The organism is Paraburkholderia sp. JHI869 (assembly GCF_038900775.1).
Lineage (GTDB): Bacteria > Pseudomonadota > Gammaproteobacteria > Burkholderiales > Burkholderiaceae > Paraburkholderia.
Genome location: NZ_JAYMSC010000003.1, coordinates 295,987 through 313,798 on the forward strand (window position 1 = coordinate 295,987; position 17,812 = coordinate 313,798).

Here is a 17,812-nt window from a genome sequence, read left to right on the forward strand (position 1 = left end):
CGGATCTTCGTTTCAGGACGCGCCAACCCAAAAGAAACCCGAGCACCGAGAGGACTGACTCCCGATGACTATTCGCGTCCTGCACGTAGCCAGCGAGCTGTATCCGCTCCTGAAGACCGGCGGCCTCGCCGACGTCACCGCCGCCCTGCCCGCCGCACTGATCGAACTGGGCGCCGACGCGCGCCTGCTGCTGCCGGGCTTCGCGCCCGTGGTGGCGGGCCTCGAGGACCTGCGCCCCGTCGCGCGCCTTGCGCGCACCTTCGGCGCACCCGAGGCGACGCTGGAACTCGGGCGCCTGCCCGGCAGCGAACTTGCCGTCTACATGATCCGCGCCGATGCGTTCTACGCGCGCCCCGGCAACCCCTACCTCGACGCCGAGCATGTGCCTTACGGCGACAACGCGCAGCGTTTCGCGCTGCTCGGGTGGACCGCCGCGCAACTCGCGCTGCATCTCGATCCCGACTGGGCGCCCGCCATCGTGCAGGCGCACGACTGGCACGCGGGCCTCGCGCCGGCCTACCTGCGCGCGGCGGCGCACGAACGCGGCACAAACGTGGCGCCCGGCGGCGCGCGCTCGATCTTCACGATTCACAACCTCGCTTACCAGGGCATTTTCCCCGCCCAGCAATTCGACTCGCTCGGCCTGCCGCGCGACTTCTTCGACATGCATGGCGTGGAGTTCTACGGCCAGCTTTCGTTTCTGAAAGCCGGCCTCTATTTCGCCGACAAGATCACGACGGTGAGTCCGACCTACGCGCGCGAAATTCAGACGGTCGCCCAGGGCGGCGGCCTCGAGGCATTGCTGCGCGGACGCGCACACGACCTCGTCGGCATTCTCAATGGCGTGGACTACGCCGTGTGGAATCCGTCGAGCGACTCAGCCATCGCCACGCGTTATTCCGCCACGCGCCAGAGCGGCAAGATGCGTTGCAAGGCGGCGCTGCAGGCGCGCCTGAAGCTCGCGCAGAAACACGACGCTCCGGTGTTCGGCGTGGTGAGCCGGCTCACCGAGCAAAAGGGCCTCGACCTGCTGCTCGCGGCGCTGCCCGAGATCGTCGCACGCGGCGGCCAGCTCGTCGTGCTCGGCACCGGCGACACCAGCCTCGAACAGGGCTACGCGCGCGCCGCGCATCAGCATCCCGAGTCGGTGGCCGTGGAGCTGGGTTTCGACGAGACGCTCGCGCACGAAATCGTCGCGGGCGCCGACGTGATGATGGTCCCCTCGCGCTTCGAGCCGTGCGGCCTCACGCAGCTCTACGCGCTCGCTTATGGCGCGCTGCCGCTCGTGCACCGCGTGGGCGGACTCGCCGATACGGTGGTCGACGCCTCGCTGGAAAATCTCGCCGATGGCCTCGCCACCGGCTTCGTGTTCGAGCGCTTCGAACCCGACGCGCTCACGGCCGCGATCCGCCGCGCCTTCGCGCTCTATGGGCGCAGCCGCGACTGGCGCGAGACACGCTCGCGTGCGATGCAGCAGGACTTCGGCTGGGCGGCGTCGGCGCAACGCTACATGACGCTCTATCGCGAGCTGGCCGGTCAAAACGCTGTGGCTTAGCGGCTCCTGACGCAAATCACAGGCGCTGGAAGCAGACGCGCGCGCAACACCGCGCCCACGCATCCATCGACTGGGCGCAGCGAATTCGGTTATCGTTGCTGCACCTGCGCAAAGGTGCGCCCCTCGAAGCGCGCCGCAAGCCATAACGAAATCTGGACCGGCCATGAAAAACGTTTTGAGCATCCAGTCGCACGTCGTGTTCGGTCACGCGGGCAACAGCGCCGCGGTGTTTCCCATGCGCCGCCTCGGCGTGAATGTCTGGCCGCTCAATACGGTGCAGTTCTCGAATCACACGCAATACGGCCACTGGACCGGCACCGCCATCGGCGCGGACGAGGCCGTGGATCTCGTCGAAGGCATTGGCGCGATCGGCGTGCTGCCGCGCTGCGATGCCGTGCTATCGGGCTATCTCGGTGCGCCCGAGCAAGCCCAGGCCGTGATCGACGTGGTGCGCGCCGTGAAGGCCGCCAACCCGCAGGCGCGCTACTTTTGCGACCCGGTGATGGGCACGCTCGACACCGAGAAAGGCTGCCGCGTCGAGCCCGGCATCCAGGAGTTCCTCGTGCGCAACATGCCCGAGGTCGCCGACGCGATGATGCCCAATCACAGCGAGCTGCAACGGCTCGTCGGCCGCGAGATCGAGACCGCGGAAGAAGGCGTGCTCGCGTGCCGCGAAGTGCTGCGCCGCGGCCCGAAGCTGATCCTCGTGAAGCATCTGCTCGACCGCAACAGCCCCGCCGACCGCTTCAACATGCTCGTCGTGACCGAGCACGAAGCCTGGCTCGGCCAACGCCCGCTCTACCCGTTCGCGCGCCAGCCCGTGGGCGTGGGCGACGTGACGAGCGCGGTGTTCGTCGCGCGCCTGATGCTCGGCGACTCGCTGCGCCGCGCGTTCGAACACACGCTCGCGGCGGTGAACGCCGTCGTGAAGGCGACTTACGACGCGGGCCGTTACGAGCTGGAGATCGTCGCGGCGCAAGACCAGATCGCGCGCCCGCGCGAATGGTTCGACGCCTGGTCGGTGGAAGCCGCCTAGACTAAAAACGAGCGGGCGCGCGGCCTATAATGCCAACCGCATGACTTGCTGCGGCAGTCCATGCAGCCGCCGCGCCCACCGTTTTTAGAGAATGACCGATGTCCGATTCAATCCGTAGTGAACAGGAAGAGTATTTCGAGCAGCTATGTCTGGCCGTCGACGCCGGCGAGACCCACGAGCAGGAAGCGATCGAATACTTCGAGGAACAAAGCCACGAAAGCGATTTCGATGCCGCCGTGTGGCTCGACATCGCGCTTTACCATGCGCCCGACGTCGCGCGCGGCATCATCGATTTCGTCGACGAGAGCGACCGCCAACGCAGCGACATCGCGCAGACCATTGCCGATACGCTCGACATCTCATATGGCGACGACGAATGCGAACGCTTCGAAGCGACGCTTCGCTTTGCGCTCGGCAACGGCATTCCCGTCGATCTCGATGTGGTGCTCGACGGCTGCAACCGCGCGCTCGACGACCTCGAAGGCTGGGCGAGCGCCGACACGATGGCGCCGCTCGTGCGCCTGCGCGAAGCGCTCTTCGAACTGCAACGGGACATGTAGTTCCACCCGCGCGCGACATTGCGTGAGCGGCTAGCCGGGCGGCCTGATATATTGCTCGCCAACCGCCGCCTCACGAAGGCGCGCGCCCAGCCGGCGCAGCATGGGGAGCCGGCTGCCACCCCGCCCACGCGCGCAGCCGTTCGCACAGCACGTCCTGGCAAGCCGCAGCCGCAAACAGCACGACTCGAGCAAGACCCGAAGACGAGACGCCCCGCATACGCGCCGCAGCCCGCGCGCGATGCGGCGTACCCGGAATAAACGCACACAAGAACACCGCGCCGCTGTCGCGCAAGGAGTCACGATGAGTCTCGCCGCCACGCTCAAGACCGCTGCTGCCTATGCATTTGCCACACCGTGCAGTGCGTGCAGCAAGCGCCGCCCATTCGCCAGGCTTGCGGCTGGGCTCCTGATCGGCACACTGTGCGCGCTCGGCGCCAGCCACCACGCCCTGGCCGCCGGCCCGCTGAACGTGCGCATCGGTTTCGTCTCGCCGCTCTCGGGCGACTACGCGAACTACGGCCGCGATCTGGAAAACGGCGTACAGCTCGCCCTCGACGAAGCGAACGTGCAAAACCTCAAGATCGGCGAGCAGACGGCGCACTTCGAACTCGTGCCCGTGGACGACCGCAGCGACCCGCGCCTGGGCGTTCAGGCCGCCGCGACGCTCGCGAACCAGGGCGTGAATGCCGTGGTCGGCCACTTCAACTCGGGCTCGGCCATTCCGGCCTCGCGCATCTACGAGAGCGCCGGCATTCCGATGATCAGCCCAGCGGCCACCAATCCCGTCATCACGTCGCAAGGCTTCGCCAACACCTTCATGGTGATTGCAAACGACGCGCAGAACGCAGGTCTCGCCGGCGCGTGGGCCGTCGATGTGATGAAGGCCAAACGCGTGGCCATCATCGACGACCGCACCGCCTTCGGCCAGGGTGAAGCCGATGTGTTCGAGCACGCGGTGCGCGAACATGGCGGCAACGTGGTCGCGCGCGAATTCGCGGAAAGCATTGCGACCGACTTCGGCCCGCAGCTCGGGAAAATCAAGGCCGCCAACGCCGACCTGCTCTACTTCGGCGGCCTCGCCCGCCAGGGCGCGGCGCTCGTGAAGCAGATGAAGGCACGCAGCATGAACGCGCAGTTCGTGGGCGGCGGCGGCGTGGCGAACGCCGACTTCACCCAGGGCGCGCTCGCAGCCGCCGAAGGCGCGATGGCCTGGGAATACGGCCGCCCGCTTGCGCAATTGCCTGATGGCCCGCGCTTCGAACAAGCCTATAAAGCCCGCTTCGGCACCAGCGTGCTCGCCTACGCGCCGTTCGGCTACGACGCGGCGTGGGCTGCGATCCACGCGATGGTCAACGCAAAATCGGCGAACCCCGAGGTGTACCGCAGCGCGCTCAAGACGCTCGCCTTCGACGGCGTGACGGGCCGCATCGCCTTCGAGCAGGACGGCTCGCTCAAGAACGGCGCCTCCACGCTCTGGCAGGTGAAGAAAGGCGTGTGGGTCCCGGTGACGACGCGCGGCGGCTGAGCGCCGCTCATTGCGCCTGCGGCGCACGCGCTGCACGCACGACGATCTGCGCGTGCGTGTCGCGCTCGATACGCACGAGCGCGTCGCGCATCTGCGCGAATTCGCCGGCGGTGCACATCTGGTGGCCAAAGCGCGCCGACAGCCGCCGCTCGATCTGCAGTGTGCGCGAGCGCGCGTCGAACACGTAGTGCGACGTGTAGTCGAGAAACGCGTCGCTCACTTGCGTGTCTTGCGGCACGTCCGTCACGCGCGCGAACGCGGGCAGCGCGATCTGCGCGCTTTCCGTGAACTCCCCGCCGATGCACGCCCAGGGCTGCGTGCGGCGCGGCTGCGCGAGCCAGCTGTCGATCTGCGTGGCGATGCCGCCCGTGAAACTGCTCGTCGTGGGGATCGCGGTCGTGCCGTCACGCCAGACCACGTGATCGAGCGTGCCTTCCATCGTCACCGAAAACGGGCCGTCGGTCACGGCCGTCGGGCTCGTGCTCACATGTGCAGTGCCGGCCATTCCGCTTAGCCGCAGGCGCTGCGCTGCGAGTTGCTGCGCCCCCGCATGCGTCGCGCGGCGAAACGCATTGCGCTCGGGCTCCGCGCCCGCGCCTTCGTCCTTCACGTAGTAGCTGTAGGCGGCGTCGCCGGTGGTTCCCACGTCGAGCGAAAGGCGCGCCGTGCGCTCGCGCCGCTCGGTCGCGGGCGTGCGTGAGAGCACGCCGTCGTCGACGAGCAGAACGGGCCGGTCCATCACGCCCGGCGGCAGGTAACCGAACGCGTAGCCGCCCGAGGACGTGTCAGCATATACGCCCAGGTCGGGCAGCCACGCGATCGCGTGGTTGATTGCATGCGCCCCGTAGCCCGGCACGTCGGGCAGCGTGTAGACGGGGCCGAGGTTCAGCAGCACGGGTTCGGCGCGTATGCCGACCGCCGCCAGCAGCGCGCTGAAGAGCGCCACGTGGTCCTTGCAGTCGCCGTAGCGGTTGCGCAGGATATCGGTCGCGCGATGCGGCACGGCCGCGGTCTCGCCAAGAAAGAGCGCGACGTAGCGAATGTTGAAGCGCATCCAGTCGTAAATGCGGCGCGCCTTCTCGCGCGGGTCGCTCACGCCTGCCGTGAGCGCTTGCGCAAGCGATGCGATGGCCGGATCGGTCGAAGTGGGATCGGCGGCGGCTTCGCGGTAGCGCGCGGCGAACCCGGCGAAGTCGGGCACCGTCGTTACCATCAGCCGGTCGCCCCAGTTCACGTAGGCCACCGCCCCCGCTTCGAGCGGCGCATAGGGGCCGTGCTGGTAGTCGAACGCGTAACGCGTGCGGCCGTTCGCGGTTTCCGGGGCAAGCGCCGTGTAGCCGCGCGCATCGGCGTGAAGCGGCACGTTGGCGGGCAGATCGAAGATGAGACGCTGAGACTCGACCGGTTCGCCTGTCGGCTCGACGAAGTATGCGAATGTGCCTGCCTCGAGCGCCTTCGTGCGACGCTTCGCGAAATGCAGATGCACACGCGAACCGACCTGTACGCCCGGAAAGATCACCGTGCGCAGCACGCCGTCCTCGAACGTCGGCGCGCCCGCCGAGCGCGGCTCCTGCACGTCGCGAATGCCGTTTGCGCCGACCGCGTGCCTGGTGCCGTCCGGATCGATGGTTTCGGCTGAGAGCTGCGTAATCGTTTCGATATCCTTATTGAACCAGACGTAGCGCTGGGCGATCTCGTCCACGCCTGCCGTGGTGTTCGCACGCAGCACAGTGTCGTCGTCCTCGACGACCGAGCCGTCCTGCTGTACGACGAAAAGATGCACGTCGCGCTCGAGCGTGTACGGCGGGATGTCGTTTTGCGCTGGGGTGTCGGTGCGAGCGGCGCTATCGGGACTTCGGTCGCTCGCTTGTGCCTGGGCATGGCCGCTACCGATAGCCAGGGTCAACGCAAGGCACGACGCGACGCACAGGGTGGCGCGCCTGAACCCTTCGCCTCGCGTCATGGACGGCTCAGCCGCGCGCCGCCGCAAGCGCTGCGTCCGGCCATGAAGTCTGCGCGAGATAGCGCTCGCGCTGCGCGGCGCGCCATGCGCGCGGACTCGCGCCGAACTCCGCGCGAAACGCCGCGTTGAAGTTCGACAGGTCGTTGAAGCCGCTCGCGAGCGCGACGTCGACGATCTTCGCTTCGTCGTCGGCGGCCAGACGCAGCGCGGCGGCGCGCAGTCGCGCACGCAGCACATATTGATGCGGGGTCACGCCGGCAACCGCCGAAAAGGTGCGCAGAAAATAGAACTCGCTCACGCCCGCCACGCAAGCGAGGCTGGCGAGCGTATGGGCCTCGTCGGGCGTTTCGTCGATCAGGCGCAGCGTCGCGACCACGCGTGCCGCCGCGGCGGCGCCCGGCGTGGGCGGCGTGAGCGCGTCCTTGCCGCTCGCCACCACGCGCAGGGTCTTTAGCGCCAGTTCAAGGGCGATTTCATCCCATGCTGCGCCGCCGAACCCAAGCGCGTTACCGCGTTCCTGCGCGAGCGCGTCGGCGCAAGCGTGCGCCACGAGCGGCGCGAGCGCGCGCACCGGCGGCACCCGCGCGGCCCGCCAGCGTCTGGCGCCTGGAGCAAGGCCCGCGGCCGCGGCCTGCTCGTCGAGCCAGGCTGCGTCGTAGTGGAACGAGAGACAGCGGTCGCCCGCCGCATGGCGGTGGCCGCATTCGAAACAGGCGCCGGCTTCGCCCAGCATCAGCGCGCCGGGCGTCATGAGCGCGCGTGCATTGCCGCTGCGGTAGCCGAACACGCCGGCAGCCACAACGGCGAGGCACGCGCTCGTGTGGCGCTCCTCGTAGGGCCGGTCGCCGGGGCCGAGCGTGCAGACGACATCGTCGACCGACCAGCCCGCGCCCGCCGCGAGCGCTCGCGCCGTGGGCGCACGGCCGCTATCGGCGCGGCCTTCGCGCTCACGCTGGGCGAGCGCGCGTTGCAGTGAAACAGCGAGACCTTGCACGGCAACCTCGCGAGAAGTTGGCTACGTCTGCCGTTGTAGCACATCGACGCGCGCGCCGCCGACCCGGTCCTTACCCTCGCGCTGGCCGCTATCCTGGCCCTTACGCCCGCCGTTCGTCGATGGCGCGCAGCAGCGAAAGCGCGATCCCCTCGGCAGCAAGACGCACTTCGTCCAGCGCCGGAAACGACGGCGCGATCCGCAAATGGCTGTCTCGCGCATCGACGCCATACGGAAACGCCGCGCCTGCGGGTGTGAGGACGAGTCCCGCCGCCGCCGCGAGCTCGACGGTGCGGCGAGCGCAGCCCTCAGGCGCATAAAGGCTGATGAAATAGCCGCCGCGCGGCACATTCCAGCTCACGCCGGGCACGGCAGCCAGGCGCGCGCGGAACACCTCGTCTACCGCATCGAACTTCGGCTTGAGGAGCGCGCGGTGGCGCGCCATCAGTTCGGTGAGCGTCGCGCGGTCGCGCAGCAAGCGCACATGGCGCAACTGGTTGAGCTTGTCCGGCCCGATCGTGCGCACGGCCGTGTGCTTCTGCCACCAGGCCACGTTGCGCGGCGCGGCGGCCAGCCACGCGAACGCCCCGCCGCCGAACGTCACCTTCGAGAGCGAAGCGAACATCAACGCGCGCTCCGCGTGGCCAGCGGCCGTGCAGGCCTCGAACACGTCGAGCGTCGCGAGCGCTTCGTCGGTGAGATGGTGGAAGCGGTAGGCATCGTCCCAGAAAAGCCGGAAGTCGGGCGCCGCGGGCATGGCGGCAAGACGCCGGATCACCGCGTCGGACCAGATCGCGCCCGTCGGGTTGCTGTAGAGCGGCACACACCACATGCCCTTGATCGAGGGATCGTCGCGCACAAGCGCTTCCACGCGATCCATGTCGGGACCGTCGTCGTGCATCGGCACGGCGATCATGCGCACGCCCAGCGCCTCGCAGATCGCGAAGTGGCGGTCGTAGCCCGGCGCCGGGCACAGGAAGGCGATCTCGCCTTGCGCGCGCCACGGCGTGCCAACGTCTGCGCCCTCGCCCACCGGCACGCCGTGCAGCAGCGCAAAGGTCAGCGCGTCGTGCATCAGTTCGAGGCTCGAATTGCCCGCCGCGATGACCTGCGCTGCCGGCACGCCGAGCAACTGCGCGCCCAGCTCGCGCGCCTCGGGCAAGCCGCTCGCAAAGCCATAGTTGCGGCAATCGAAGCCGTCGCGCGCGAGATAGCCCGCCTGCCCCGCGTCGTCGATGAGCGCCTGCGAGAGATCGAGCTGCTCGGGCGAAGGCTTGCCACGCGACATGTCGAGCCGCATGTTCAGTTGCTGGAATCGTTCGTAGGTCAAATCGACGGGCGGCGACATCAACATGGGCTTCTCCGGAAGCGAAGAACAACGCAGGGGAACGACGCGAAGGGTCGGTACGGCCCCAGTATCGGCCTCTCCCCGCGTTCAGACAAACGCGTTATATTGAAGCCTTCGATCAATTTTTCTTATACCAATGAAGACCCTCGACCTCGACGTGCTCGCCATGGTGGTGGCCGTCGCCGACGCCGGCAGCTTCGTGCGCGGCGCCGCGCTCGTGCACCGCTCGCAGGCGGCGCTCAGCATGCAGATCCGCGCGCTCGAGGAATCCATCGGCAAGCCGCTGTTCATCCGCGCGCCGCGCAGCGTCACGCCCACGCCCGACGGCCAGACGCTCATCGCCTACGCGCGGCGCATGCTCGCGCTGCGCGACGAGGCATGGGCCTCGCTCGCGCACCCGGAAGTCACGGGCCGCGTGTCGATCGGCGTGCCCGACGACTATGCGTCCTCGCTCATGCCGCCGGTGCTGCGCAAGTTCTCGGCGAACTGGCCGAAGGTGGAAATCCAGGTGATCGGGCTGCCGAGCAGCGCGCTCATGCCGCTCCTGAAAGACAACAAGATCGACCTCGCCTGCATCACGCGCACGCGCGGTCTTGCGGGCGAGTTCATCCGTTTCGAGCCGATGGTGTGGGCTGCGCCCCCCGCCGCGGTGAGCGCGGCGAGCGGGCGCGAGATCTGGCGCGAGCGACCGCTGCCGGTCGCCCTCTTCGGCGGCGGCAGCGTCGCGCACACGAACGCGATCCAGGCGCTGGAGCGCGCGAAGATAGCCTATCGCACGTCCTATGAAAGCCCGAGCTTGATGGGCCTGTGCAGCATGGTGGCCGCGGGTCTCGCCATCGCGCCGCTCGCGCGCTGCGCGGTGCCCGAGACCTTCGTCACGCTTGGCCGCCAGCATGGCCTGCCGGCACTCCCCGAGCTGGAAGTGGTGCTCGCGCGCAGCGCACGCTCGAACCGTCCGCCGTGCGACTTTCTGGCCGACCAGATACTCGCGGAGCTGCGCGTCCAGGAGCGTTGATTCATCAGACGATCATCCGGCAAACGATGCTTCGGGCAACGAATCAATCGTCGCCGAGCCGCGAAAGCAGCGCGTAGAGGCGCGAGACGTGCCGCAGCAGCATTTCGCGATGCTTCTCGATCTGTTCGAGGCGGCCTTCGAGATCGGCGCGCACGCGCTCATCGGGGTCGGCATAGTTGATCACATCTTCGATGCGCGAGCGCAACACCGCCGGCTCGACCGGCGGCACACTCAGGTAGCGCTCGAGCTTGCGCACGTCCTGCGCCGCGAGATCGCGGATCTTGCGCATGCCCGCGAGACGCCGGTGCGCCTCAGGCGTAGCCGTCACCTCCTCGCGCTTCGCGCCCTGGCCGAAAATCGGCTCCACGCGCAGCACGGGCGCCTTGCGCACCGGGTGCGCCGTGCCGCGAAAGCGCGCGCGCGGCGTCTCGCTCGCGATCGCTTCGCGCGTCTCGTCGGGCACGTCGGTGCTCTCGTGCTTCACGTCCATCCAGCCTTCGGGCAGGCCCGTGACGGCTTCCACGCCGCGCACGAACTCCGCGCTGAAGTCGCGCTCGCCCGACACGATCAGCTTCATGTGGCTCGCGGAAAACGTCATCATGCGCGCGAGCCTCGTCGCGGACCCGACCTCGCGCGTGAGCAGCGCGAGATTGGCCCGCCACATCGGCATGAGCGTGGCGTTGGCATCGTCCATTGCGGAGCTCCTCCTTCGTTCGCATCACCTGCCAATGATACGGGCTGCGGCGCACCATGCGCGCTTTCTCGGGCCGTCTGGCCCCATCTGCGTGCGGTTGTCAGCAATCTGAAGGGGTCAGCAAGACGCATGCCGACGACCCTCGGCGATGCACAGGGAAAAAGCTGAGGAATGCGGCGGGACCCGGGCGTCCCCACCCGGGCGGCCCCACCTAGGCGGCCCCGTTAGAAATGCCCTGTGAAGCGGTAGCGGCTGCCCGGATGCCAGAGATTGGCGACCGAAGCCACGAGCCCGCGCGAGCGCGTGCGCCGGTGCAGCACGAGGCACGGCTCGGCATCGCCCATGGCGAGGTGCACGCGCGTATCGGCTTCAGGCGCGAGCGCCTCGATGCGGTACTCCACGCCCTGCAGCGGCGCGACATGCACGAGGTACTGGTTCGGCGTGATGTGCGTAAAGTCCTGCGCCGCGTAATCGGGCGCGATGGCGGGATTGACCCAGCGCTCTTCGAGCTGCACGGGTTCGTCGTTCTCGAAGTGGAGCACGCGCGAGTTGAACACCTGATCGTTCGCGGCGAGCCCCATTTCGACGGCGAGCGCCTCGTCGGCGCGATGCACGCCGATCTCGAGCACCTCGGCGCGGTAGCGGTGCCCGCGCGCGAGGATTTCGTCGGAGATGCTGCGGATGGAAACGAGCGTCGACTCGTACTTGGGCCGCGCGACAAAGGTGCCCGCGCCCTGCACGCGGGTGAGCACCTGTTCCGCGGTGAGTTCGCGCAACGCCCGGTTCACGGTCATGCGCGCGACCTTGAACTCGCGCGCCAGTTCGTTCTCCGAAGGCACCTGGTCGCCCTCGCTCCACTCACCTGCGTGAATGCGCGCGAGAATGAAGTCCTTGATGCCCTGGTATGCGGGAGCGTTCATCGCGTTGGCCCGTGCCGCAGCAACGCGGCTTAGCGCGCCTCGGACTCGAACGCAAGCGGGCTGTGCGAAGCGATCGCGCCGTTCTGCACGAGACGCGTGATCGCTTCGATGTCCGGCGCGAAGTAGCGGTCGAGGTCGTAATGCGGGACTTCGGCGCGCACCGACTGCATGACGTGCGCGAGCGCCGGGCTCGTGTGGTGCGGCGCTCGCAGGTCCACGCCCTGGGCTGCGGCGAGCAGTTCGATCGCGAGAATGTTGGCCGTGTTGTCGGCGATGTCGGCGAGCTTGCGCGCGGCGAACGTCGCCATCGAAACGTGGTCTTCCTGGTTCGCGGAGGTCGGCAGCGAATCGACCGAAGCCGGATGCGCGAGCGTCTTGTTTTCCGAAGCCAGTGCGGCAGCCGTGACGTGCGCGATCATGAAGCCGGAGTTCACGCCACCGTCCTTCACGAGGAAAGGCGGCAGGCCCGAAAGCGTCGCGTCAATGAGCAGCGCGATGCGGCGCTCGGCCAGTGCGCCGATTTCGGCTGCGGCCAGCGCGAGATTGTCGGCGGCGAAGGCCACCGGTTCTGCGTGGAAGTTGCCGCCCGACAGCACTTCGTTCGTTTCCGGGAAGATCAGCGGATTGTCCGACACCGCGTTCGCTTCGATGAGCAGCACTTGCGCTGCGTGACGCATCTGGTCGAGACACGCGCCCATCACCTGCGGCTGGCAACGCAGCGAGTACGGGTCCTGGACCTTGCCGCAGTCGCGGTGCGAGAGGTTGATCGCCGAGCCTTCGAGCAGCGTGCGATAGGCCGCGGCTGCATCGATCTGGCCGCGATGGCCGCGCAGTTCGTGAATGCGCGCGTCGAACGGCTTCACCGAACCAGCGGCCGCATCCACGCAGAGCGCACCCGAAACGAGCGCCGTGCGGTAGAGGTCTTCAATCGCGAACATGTTGTAGAGGGCAAGCGCGGCGGAAGCCTGCGTGCCATTGAGCAGCGCGAGACCTTCCTTGGCTTGCAGCGCGAGCGGCTTGAGGCCCGCAGCGGCGAGACCCGCTTCTGCGCTGGCGCGCTCGCCGCGGATGAACACTTCGCCAATGCCGAGCAGCACCGCCGACATGTGCGCGAGCGGCGCGAGGTCGCCCGAGGCGCCAACCGAGCCCTTCACGGGAATGAGCGGCAGCACGTCGGCGTTGAACAGCGTGATGAGCGCGTCCATCACTTCGCGGCGGATGCCCGAATAGCCGCGGCCGAGGCTCGACAGCTTCAGCGCCATCAAGAGACGCACGACGGGACGCGACATCGGCTCGCCCACGCCCACGGCGTGCGAGAGCACGAGATTGCGCTGCAGCAGTTCGAGCTGGTCGTTCGGAATGTGGGTGCTCGCGAGGCGCCCGAAGCCCGTATTGATGCCATAGGCCGGCTCGCCCTTCGCCGTGATCTCGGCAACGGCGCGAGCGCCCGCGTCGATGGCGGCGAAGCTGGCCGGATCGAGCTCGAGCCGCACTGCCTCGCGCGCGATCTGGCGCAGTTGGGGCAGGGTCAGATGGCCGGGCGTGAGGCGGAGGGTCGGGAGCATGGTCGAATCCTGTCTATACAAGTCGCGAAAGTGGCCGAAGTCTAGCCTGGCGCGCCTGTCTATACAACTCCCCTTTGCCGCACTTGTAGCCTGGGACTATCCACGAGAGCGCCGCAATCGTCCGTCACGCGTCGAGTTGCAGCCTGCCCCCAATAAATGCGAGAAAGCATTGCACGCGCGCCGCGAGCGCCGCGCTGCGGTAGTACACGGCGTGGATCGGCTGGCGCGATTCAACGAGCGCGTCGTCCAGCACGGTGACGAGGCGGCCGGCCTCGCGGTCGGCCGTGGTGAGGAAGTCGGCGAGGCACGCAATGCCGCTTCCGGCGAGCGCGAGCTGACGTATCGTCTCGCCGCTCGACGCCGAAAGCGTCGGTGCGATCGTGTAGCCGTGCTCGGACTCCTGCGTCTTCGTGCCTGCGTGCGTTTCATCGCCGCCAGCCAAACGCAACGGCCAACCGTTGAGATGCACGGGCGCCGTAAAGCCGATCAGCCGATGTTCGCGCAACGCGGCGACGCTGCGCGGCGTGCCGTGCGCCGCGAGATAGCCAGGACTCGCCACGATGCGCAAACGGCTCGTGCCGAGCGAGCGCGCATGCAGCGTGGAGTCCTGCAGCGTGCCGATGCGAATGGCGATATCCACGCGCTGCTCCAGCAGATCGACGATGCGCTCGTTGTTCGTGAGTTCGAGTTCGATATCGGGATAGGCGTCGGCAAACGCCGCGACGTGCGGCACGATGCAGTGGAGCATGAACGGCGTGGCGGCATCCACGCGCAGCCGCCCCGAAGGCCGCTCGCGGTGGCGCGTGACAGCCTCTTCCGCGTCGGCCAGCGCCGCGAGAATCGCGCGGGCGCGATCGAGGAACAGTTCGCCCTCCTCGGTGAGCTGCAAGCGCCTCGTGGTGCGCAAAATCAGCGCGACGCCCAGCTGCTTTTCGAGCCGCGTGAGCGCGCGGCTCACACCCGATACGGTTTGCTCGAGCTTTTCCGCGGCGGCGGTGATCGACCCTGCGTCGATCACGGTGACGAATACGCGCAGTTCGTCGGTCGACGTCTTCATCGTGGCTATTCTTGATCTGAAGTCAATATTCATTTGAGACTAACACGGTTTTTGCAAAACCCGGATACCCCGATACTGCCTTCCATCGCAATCGAAAACAGGACCAGGAGCAACCCATGAAAGTATTCGTGACAGGCGCAGGCGGTTTTATCGGCGGGACGATCGCGGCGCATCTCGTGCGCGCTGGTCATTCGGTGCGCGGTCTCGTGCGCCGACCCGAGCAGTTCGCCGACCTCGAAAAGCTTGGCATCGCGCCCGTGCAGGGCGATCTGGACGATCACGCGACGCTCATGGCCGAAGCGCGCGCCGCCGATGCCGTGATCAACGCGGCGAGCAGCGACCACCGCGGCGCGATCGAGGCGCTCATCGACGCGCTCGAAGGCTCCGGCAAGACGCTCCTGCACACGAGCGGCTCGAGCATCGTGGGCGACGCATCGGGCGGCGAGGCGACCGAGCGCATCTACCGCGAAGACGCCCTGCCCGAGCCGACCGCCGACAAGGCGCCGCGCGTGGCCATCGACAATCTCGTGCTCGCCGCCGCGGCGCGCGGCGTGAAGAGCGCCGTGCTCTGCAACACGCTGATCTACGGCGTGGGCGCGGTGCCGGGCGCCGCGAGCGTGCAACTGCCGCGGCTCATCCGCCAGGCGCAGAAGAGCGGCGTGATGCGCCACGTGGGGCGCGGCCTGAACATCTGGTCGAACGTGCATGTCGACGACGTGGCCGAACTCTATCGCCTCGCGCTCGAAAACACGCCGGCGGGCACGTTCTACTTCGTGGAAAGCGGCGAAGCGAATTTCCGCGACATGACCGCGGCACTCGCCGAAGTGATGGGTCTGGGCGCACCGCAGGACTGGCCGCTCAAAGCCGCGATCGAGGAATGGGGCTACGAAATGGCGTCGTACGGCCTCGGCTCGAACAGCCGTGTGCGCGGCGAGCGCGCCCGCACGCTGCTCGGCTGGCAGCCGCAGCGCACCTCAGTCACCGACTGGATCCGCGCGGAGATGCCGAAACCGCAAAGATAAGTGTTGTAGAGCACGTAATTGTTGCGTATCCGTAAGGTCGATCCGCTAGAATCCGGGCGGTTTGCACTACCCGCCGGCGCACGCCACGCGCCGGCACCGGATACGCCGATGCTCTTCGCGCTCAACTTCGACTGGCTGACCAATCTGCTCGCCATTCTGTTTGTCATCGCGTGTCTCTACGACGCGCGCTACGACGAATATGGCACGTTGACGCTCGCCGCCGCCGCGATGGGACTCATCGTGATGGCGATCGAAGTGCTGCTGCGCCCCGCGTTCGAAATGTCGCTGTAGCTAGCGCATTTCGTTCGCTGCTTCCTACGCCGATGGCGCAGCACGCTTTCGTTGTGCTAACAACCGTCTGACTATATTGCCCGCGTGGCGCGACAATTACTGCTTCTCGTGCGCACAGCACGACGATTGCGCGGGGGCGTCTTCATAGCGATCGTGGTGGCGCATCCACTCGCGCATGTCCTTCTCTTCGTTGCGGCCCTTTGCGGTCAACTCCAGCATCGCATACGTGCCGATCAGCATCTCCCCGCCGCGCGCGTACGTCGAATACGTGTGGTACACGTCACCCGCCTCGTCGCGATAGAACGCGCTGACGCCGGGCAGTTCATCGCTCATGTAGTCCTGCTCAGCGTAGTTGTAGATCGCCTTGCCGCGCGCCTTATCGGCCTCGCTGAACGACACGTGGTAGTCGAAGTTGAAGTCGCTGTCATTCGACGACACCCACGGAAAACGCCAGCCCATGCGCCGCTTGAACGTCTCGATCTTCGCGAGCGGCGCGCGTGAAACGGCCACGTACGTCACGTCGTGATGCTCCAGATGCGGCAGCATGCCGTCCACGTGATCGGAGAGAAACGAGCAGCCAGGACACCCCTCTTCCCACTCCGGCCCGAGCATGAAGTGATAAACGATCAACTGGCTGCGCGGCCCGAATAGCTCGGCGAGCGTGCGCTTGCCTTGCGGTGTATCGAAGGTGTAAGTCTTGTCGACCCGCACCCACGGCAGCGCCTGACGCCTCGCCACCAGCGCGTCGCGTGCGTGCGTGAAAGCGCGCTCTTCGGCGAGCAGCGCCTTGCGGGCCTCCAGCCATTCGGTCTGCGAAACGATCTTGTGCGGCTCCATCGTCGAATCCTCCTTGCGGTTGAATCAGCGCCGTTTACTCGAACAGCGCCACCAGTTTGTCGATCGAACTCGTCCAGCCCTCGTTGTGCGAATCGCGCGCCGCTTCGTCGAAGAAGCGTTCGTGCTTGAGCGTGAGGTCAGTGGCGGGACCGTCGGCGCGCAGCGTCACCGTGACGAGCGATTCACGCTCCGGCGTGCTGCGCCACGCCCACGTGAATACGAGCTTCTGCTCAGGCACGACTTCGAGATACGTGCCGCTCACGTCGTGGTCCTCGCCGTTCGCTGCGCGCATGATCACGCGAAAGCGGCCGCCCACGCGCACGTCCGCCTCGGCGTGGATGCAGGTCGTGTCGAGCGGCTGCATCCAGCGCATCAGTTGCGCCGGCTGCGTCCACGCGGCGTAGACCTTTGCGGCGGTGGCGTTGAGGCGTCGCCGGATGGTGAGGCCTGGAGCTTGAGGGGCAGTTCCTGGTGCGGCTGCGGGTTGGGTAGACATGCATCTTCCTCCACGAAAGCGGCGAGTCGATCGAGCGCTTCACTCCAGAAGCGTTGATAGTGCGCGAGCCACTGCATCGCGTCCTCCATCGGCCCCGCGGCGAGCCGGCACGCGACGGTGCGGCCGGTTTTCGCGCGCGTGACGAGGCCCGCCTGAGCGAGTACGTCCAGATGCTTCATGACCGCGGGCAGCGACATCGCGAACGGCTGCGCGAGCGCGCTCACCGAGAGTTCGTCGTGCTGCGCGAGGCGCGCGAGCAGCGCGCGCCGGGTGGGATCGGCGAGCGCGGCGAAGGTGCGGTCGAGGGTGGCGTCTTGATACTTAACCATGTGGTTTAGCATAGGTGACGAGCGAAGGATGTCAAGGAACGCGTAAGCCGTTACACGGAGGCATCGCCGCCACTAGAATGGCGATTTCTTCGCGCCGCGACTTACTACGTCTGCCAAGCCATGCCGTCCAAAATCCGCAACTCGCTGCTCTGGATCTTCGACGCCTTCGAGCGCGAGCCCGGCTACGTCTGCAAGGCCATGTTCGGCTGCGACGCAGCGTATCTGGACGGCCTGCTGTGCCTCGTGGCCGCCGACCGCGACCCGCCATTCAACGGCGTGCTGGTGTGCACGTCGCGGGAGAACCAGGCGTCGCTCATCGAAACGATGCCGGCGTTGCGGGTGCACCCGGTGCTCGGCAAATGGCTCTATGTGCCGCAGGCCGATGCGGCGTTCGAAGATACCGCTGCGCAGTTGAGCGCGCTCGTCCTCGCGCGCGACTCGCGCATCGGCGTGGAACCCAAACCGCGCAAGCCGCGCAAATCGGGTAAAGGGCGCAACAGCGTGCTGCCCGAGTAACGCGCGAAAGCCCTCGTCCATACGCCAAACGCCACACGGCCCGCGCCGCCGTGAAGCGACGCGGGCCGTGCAGCCGCCCGGACGGGCCGCCA

The 17,812-nt window shown here is 67.4% G+C and carries 18 protein-coding genes; 8 read left to right on the forward strand and 10 right to left on the reverse strand.

The window, feature by feature from the left end; translation table 11 throughout:
* Nucleotides 1-64 precede the first annotated feature (64 nt).
* From glgA to VSR72_RS07790, 4 genes are all read left to right on the forward strand, one after another.
* Nucleotides 65-1,555 carry a glycogen synthase GlgA gene (glgA, locus tag VSR72_RS07775; protein WP_342951819.1) on the forward strand — a complete coding sequence of 497 codons (1,491 nt, stop codon included), beginning with the start codon at nt 65-67 and terminating at the stop codon, nt 1,553-1,555.
* 163 nt (nt 1,556-1,718) lie between these two features.
* Nucleotides 1,719-2,591 carry a pyridoxal kinase PdxY gene (gene pdxY / locus VSR72_RS07780; RefSeq protein WP_342951820.1) on the forward strand — a complete coding sequence of 291 codons (873 nt, stop codon included), beginning with the start codon at nt 1,719-1,721 and terminating at the stop codon, nt 2,589-2,591.
* A 98-nt stretch (nt 2,592-2,689) separates the two neighbouring features.
* Nucleotides 2,690-3,151 (forward strand): hypothetical protein, encoded by a 462-nt coding sequence (locus VSR72_RS07785; RefSeq protein WP_342951821.1) that lies wholly within the window; start codon nt 2,690-2,692, stop codon nt 3,149-3,151.
* Between the two features lie 301 nt (nt 3,152-3,452).
* Nucleotides 3,453-4,676 carry a branched-chain amino acid ABC transporter substrate-binding protein gene (locus VSR72_RS07790; protein ID WP_342951822.1) on the forward strand — a complete coding sequence of 408 codons (1,224 nt, stop codon included), beginning with the start codon at nt 3,453-3,455 and terminating at the stop codon, nt 4,674-4,676.
* Between the two features lie 7 nt (nt 4,677-4,683).
* Here the strand turns inward: VSR72_RS07790 and VSR72_RS07795 are convergent, their stop codons facing one another.
* The 3 genes from VSR72_RS07795 to VSR72_RS07805 all read right to left on the reverse strand — a co-directional run bounded on the left by VSR72_RS07795 (nt 4,684) and on the right by VSR72_RS07805 (nt 8,984).
* Nucleotides 4,684-6,639, reverse strand: a complete 1,956-nt coding sequence (locus VSR72_RS07795; protein WP_342951823.1) for a DUF3857 and transglutaminase domain-containing protein — start codon at nt 6,637-6,639, stop codon at nt 4,684-4,686.
* Between the two features lie 7 nt (nt 6,640-6,646).
* A complete protein-coding gene (locus VSR72_RS07800) occupies nt 6,647-7,633 on the reverse strand; it encodes an AraC family transcriptional regulator (RefSeq protein WP_342951824.1) in 987 nt (328 codons plus the stop codon).
* Nucleotides 7,634-7,733: 100 nt separating this feature from the next.
* Entirely contained in the window at nt 7,734-8,984 is a 1,251-nt protein-coding gene (locus tag VSR72_RS07805) for an aminotransferase class I/II-fold pyridoxal phosphate-dependent enzyme (protein ID WP_342951825.1), read from the reverse strand.
* A 130-nt stretch (nt 8,985-9,114) separates the two neighbouring features.
* Here VSR72_RS07805 and VSR72_RS07810 point away from each other — a divergent pair, with 130 nt between their 5' ends.
* Nucleotides 9,115-9,993, forward strand: coding sequence for a LysR substrate-binding domain-containing protein (locus VSR72_RS07810; protein ID WP_254356146.1), 879 nt, complete (start codon nt 9,115-9,117; stop codon nt 9,991-9,993).
* A 43-nt stretch (nt 9,994-10,036) separates the two neighbouring features.
* Here the strand turns inward: VSR72_RS07810 and VSR72_RS07815 are convergent, their stop codons facing one another.
* The 4 genes from VSR72_RS07815 to VSR72_RS07830 form a co-directional block, all read right to left on the reverse strand.
* Nucleotides 10,037-10,687, reverse strand: a complete 651-nt coding sequence (locus VSR72_RS07815; RefSeq protein WP_342951826.1) for a hypothetical protein — start codon at nt 10,685-10,687, stop codon at nt 10,037-10,039.
* A gap of 224 nt (nt 10,688-10,911) precedes the next feature.
* Nucleotides 10,912-11,607, reverse strand: coding sequence for a histidine utilization repressor (gene hutC / locus VSR72_RS07820; protein WP_342951827.1), 696 nt, complete (start codon nt 11,605-11,607; stop codon nt 10,912-10,914).
* A 29-nt stretch (nt 11,608-11,636) separates the two neighbouring features.
* Nucleotides 11,637-13,172 (reverse strand): histidine ammonia-lyase, encoded by a 1,536-nt coding sequence (gene hutH, locus VSR72_RS07825; protein WP_342951828.1) that lies wholly within the window; start codon nt 13,170-13,172, stop codon nt 11,637-11,639.
* A 124-nt stretch (nt 13,173-13,296) separates the two neighbouring features.
* The gene (locus tag VSR72_RS07830; RefSeq protein WP_342951829.1) at nt 13,297-14,229 is read right to left on the reverse strand and encodes a LysR family transcriptional regulator; all 933 of its coding nucleotides are present in this window, start codon (nt 14,227-14,229) and stop codon (nt 13,297-13,299) included.
* Nucleotides 14,230-14,345: 116 nt separating this feature from the next.
* Here VSR72_RS07830 and VSR72_RS07835 point away from each other — a divergent pair, with 116 nt between their 5' ends.
* Nucleotides 14,346-15,251 (forward strand): NAD-dependent epimerase/dehydratase family protein, encoded by a 906-nt coding sequence (locus tag VSR72_RS07835; RefSeq protein WP_342951830.1) that lies wholly within the window; start codon nt 14,346-14,348, stop codon nt 15,249-15,251.
* A 108-nt stretch (nt 15,252-15,359) separates the two neighbouring features.
* Entirely contained in the window at nt 15,360-15,542 is a 183-nt protein-coding gene (locus tag VSR72_RS07840; protein WP_342951831.1) for a hypothetical protein, read from the forward strand.
* Between the two features lie 96 nt (nt 15,543-15,638).
* On the opposite strand, the gene VSR72_RS07845 is transcribed toward VSR72_RS07840, so the two are convergent.
* Genes VSR72_RS07845 through VSR72_RS07855 form a run of 3 tightly spaced genes read right to left on the reverse strand, consistent with a single transcriptional unit; the run spans nt 15,639 to nt 17,204 of the window.
* Nucleotides 15,639-16,379: a thioredoxin family protein gene (locus VSR72_RS07845; RefSeq protein ID WP_342951832.1), complete on the reverse strand. Its 741-nt coding sequence runs from the start codon at nt 16,377-16,379 to the stop codon at nt 15,639-15,641.
* Nucleotides 16,380-16,413: 34 nt separating this feature from the next.
* Nucleotides 16,414-16,818 carry an SRPBCC domain-containing protein gene (locus tag VSR72_RS07850; RefSeq protein WP_342952034.1) on the reverse strand — a complete coding sequence of 135 codons (405 nt, stop codon included), beginning with the start codon at nt 16,816-16,818 and terminating at the stop codon, nt 16,414-16,416.
* Entirely contained in the window at nt 16,752-17,204 is a 453-nt protein-coding gene (locus VSR72_RS07855; protein WP_342951833.1) for a metalloregulator ArsR/SmtB family transcription factor, read from the reverse strand. Before VSR72_RS07855 ends, VSR72_RS07850 begins: the two co-directional genes overlap by 67 nt.
* Nucleotides 17,205-17,324: 120 nt before the next feature.
* Between VSR72_RS07855 and VSR72_RS07860 the strand changes: the two genes are divergently transcribed.
* Complete coding sequence (locus VSR72_RS07860; protein WP_342951834.1) at nt 17,325-17,720, forward strand: hypothetical protein; 396 nt, start codon at nt 17,325-17,327, stop codon at nt 17,718-17,720.
* Nucleotides 17,721-17,812 lie beyond the last annotated feature (92 nt).

Excerpts from the sequence above, each read along its gene's own strand:
- glgA (WP_342951819.1), top strand. The coding sequence starts at position 65 with ATGACTATTCGCGTCCTGCACGTAGCCAGCGAGCTGTATCCGCTCCTG.
- pdxY (WP_342951820.1), top strand. The coding sequence starts at position 1,719 with ATGAAAAACGTTTTGAGCATCCAGTCGCACGTCGTGTTCGGTCACGCG.
- VSR72_RS07785 (WP_342951821.1), top strand. The coding sequence starts at position 2,690 with ATGTCCGATTCAATCCGTAGTGAACAGGAAGAGTATTTCGAGCAGCTA.
- VSR72_RS07790 (WP_342951822.1), top strand. The coding sequence starts at position 3,453 with ATGAGTCTCGCCGCCACGCTCAAGACCGCTGCTGCCTATGCATTTGCC.
- VSR72_RS07795 (WP_342951823.1), bottom strand. The coding sequence starts at position 6,639 with ATGACGCGAGGCGAAGGGTTCAGGCGCGCCACCCTGTGCGTCGCGTCG.
- VSR72_RS07805 (WP_342951825.1), bottom strand. The coding sequence starts at position 8,984 with ATGTTGATGTCGCCGCCCGTCGATTTGACCTACGAACGATTCCAGCAA.
- VSR72_RS07810 (WP_254356146.1), top strand. The coding sequence starts at position 9,115 with ATGAAGACCCTCGACCTCGACGTGCTCGCCATGGTGGTGGCCGTCGCC.
- VSR72_RS07815 (WP_342951826.1), bottom strand. The coding sequence starts at position 10,687 with ATGGACGATGCCAACGCCACGCTCATGCCGATGTGGCGGGCCAATCTC.
- hutC (WP_342951827.1), bottom strand. The coding sequence starts at position 11,607 with ATGAACGCTCCCGCATACCAGGGCATCAAGGACTTCATTCTCGCGCGC.
- hutH (WP_342951828.1), bottom strand. The coding sequence starts at position 13,172 with ATGCTCCCGACCCTCCGCCTCACGCCCGGCCATCTGACCCTGCCCCAA.
- VSR72_RS07830 (WP_342951829.1), bottom strand. The coding sequence starts at position 14,229 with ATGAAGACGTCGACCGACGAACTGCGCGTATTCGTCACCGTGATCGAC.
- VSR72_RS07835 (WP_342951830.1), top strand. The coding sequence starts at position 14,346 with ATGAAAGTATTCGTGACAGGCGCAGGCGGTTTTATCGGCGGGACGATC.
- VSR72_RS07840 (WP_342951831.1), top strand. The coding sequence starts at position 15,360 with ATGCTCTTCGCGCTCAACTTCGACTGGCTGACCAATCTGCTCGCCATT.
- VSR72_RS07845 (WP_342951832.1), bottom strand. The coding sequence starts at position 16,379 with ATGGAGCCGCACAAGATCGTTTCGCAGACCGAATGGCTGGAGGCCCGC.
- VSR72_RS07855 (WP_342951833.1), bottom strand. The coding sequence starts at position 17,204 with ATGGTTAAGTATCAAGACGCCACCCTCGACCGCACCTTCGCCGCGCTC.
- VSR72_RS07860 (WP_342951834.1), top strand. The coding sequence starts at position 17,325 with ATGCCGTCCAAAATCCGCAACTCGCTGCTCTGGATCTTCGACGCCTTC.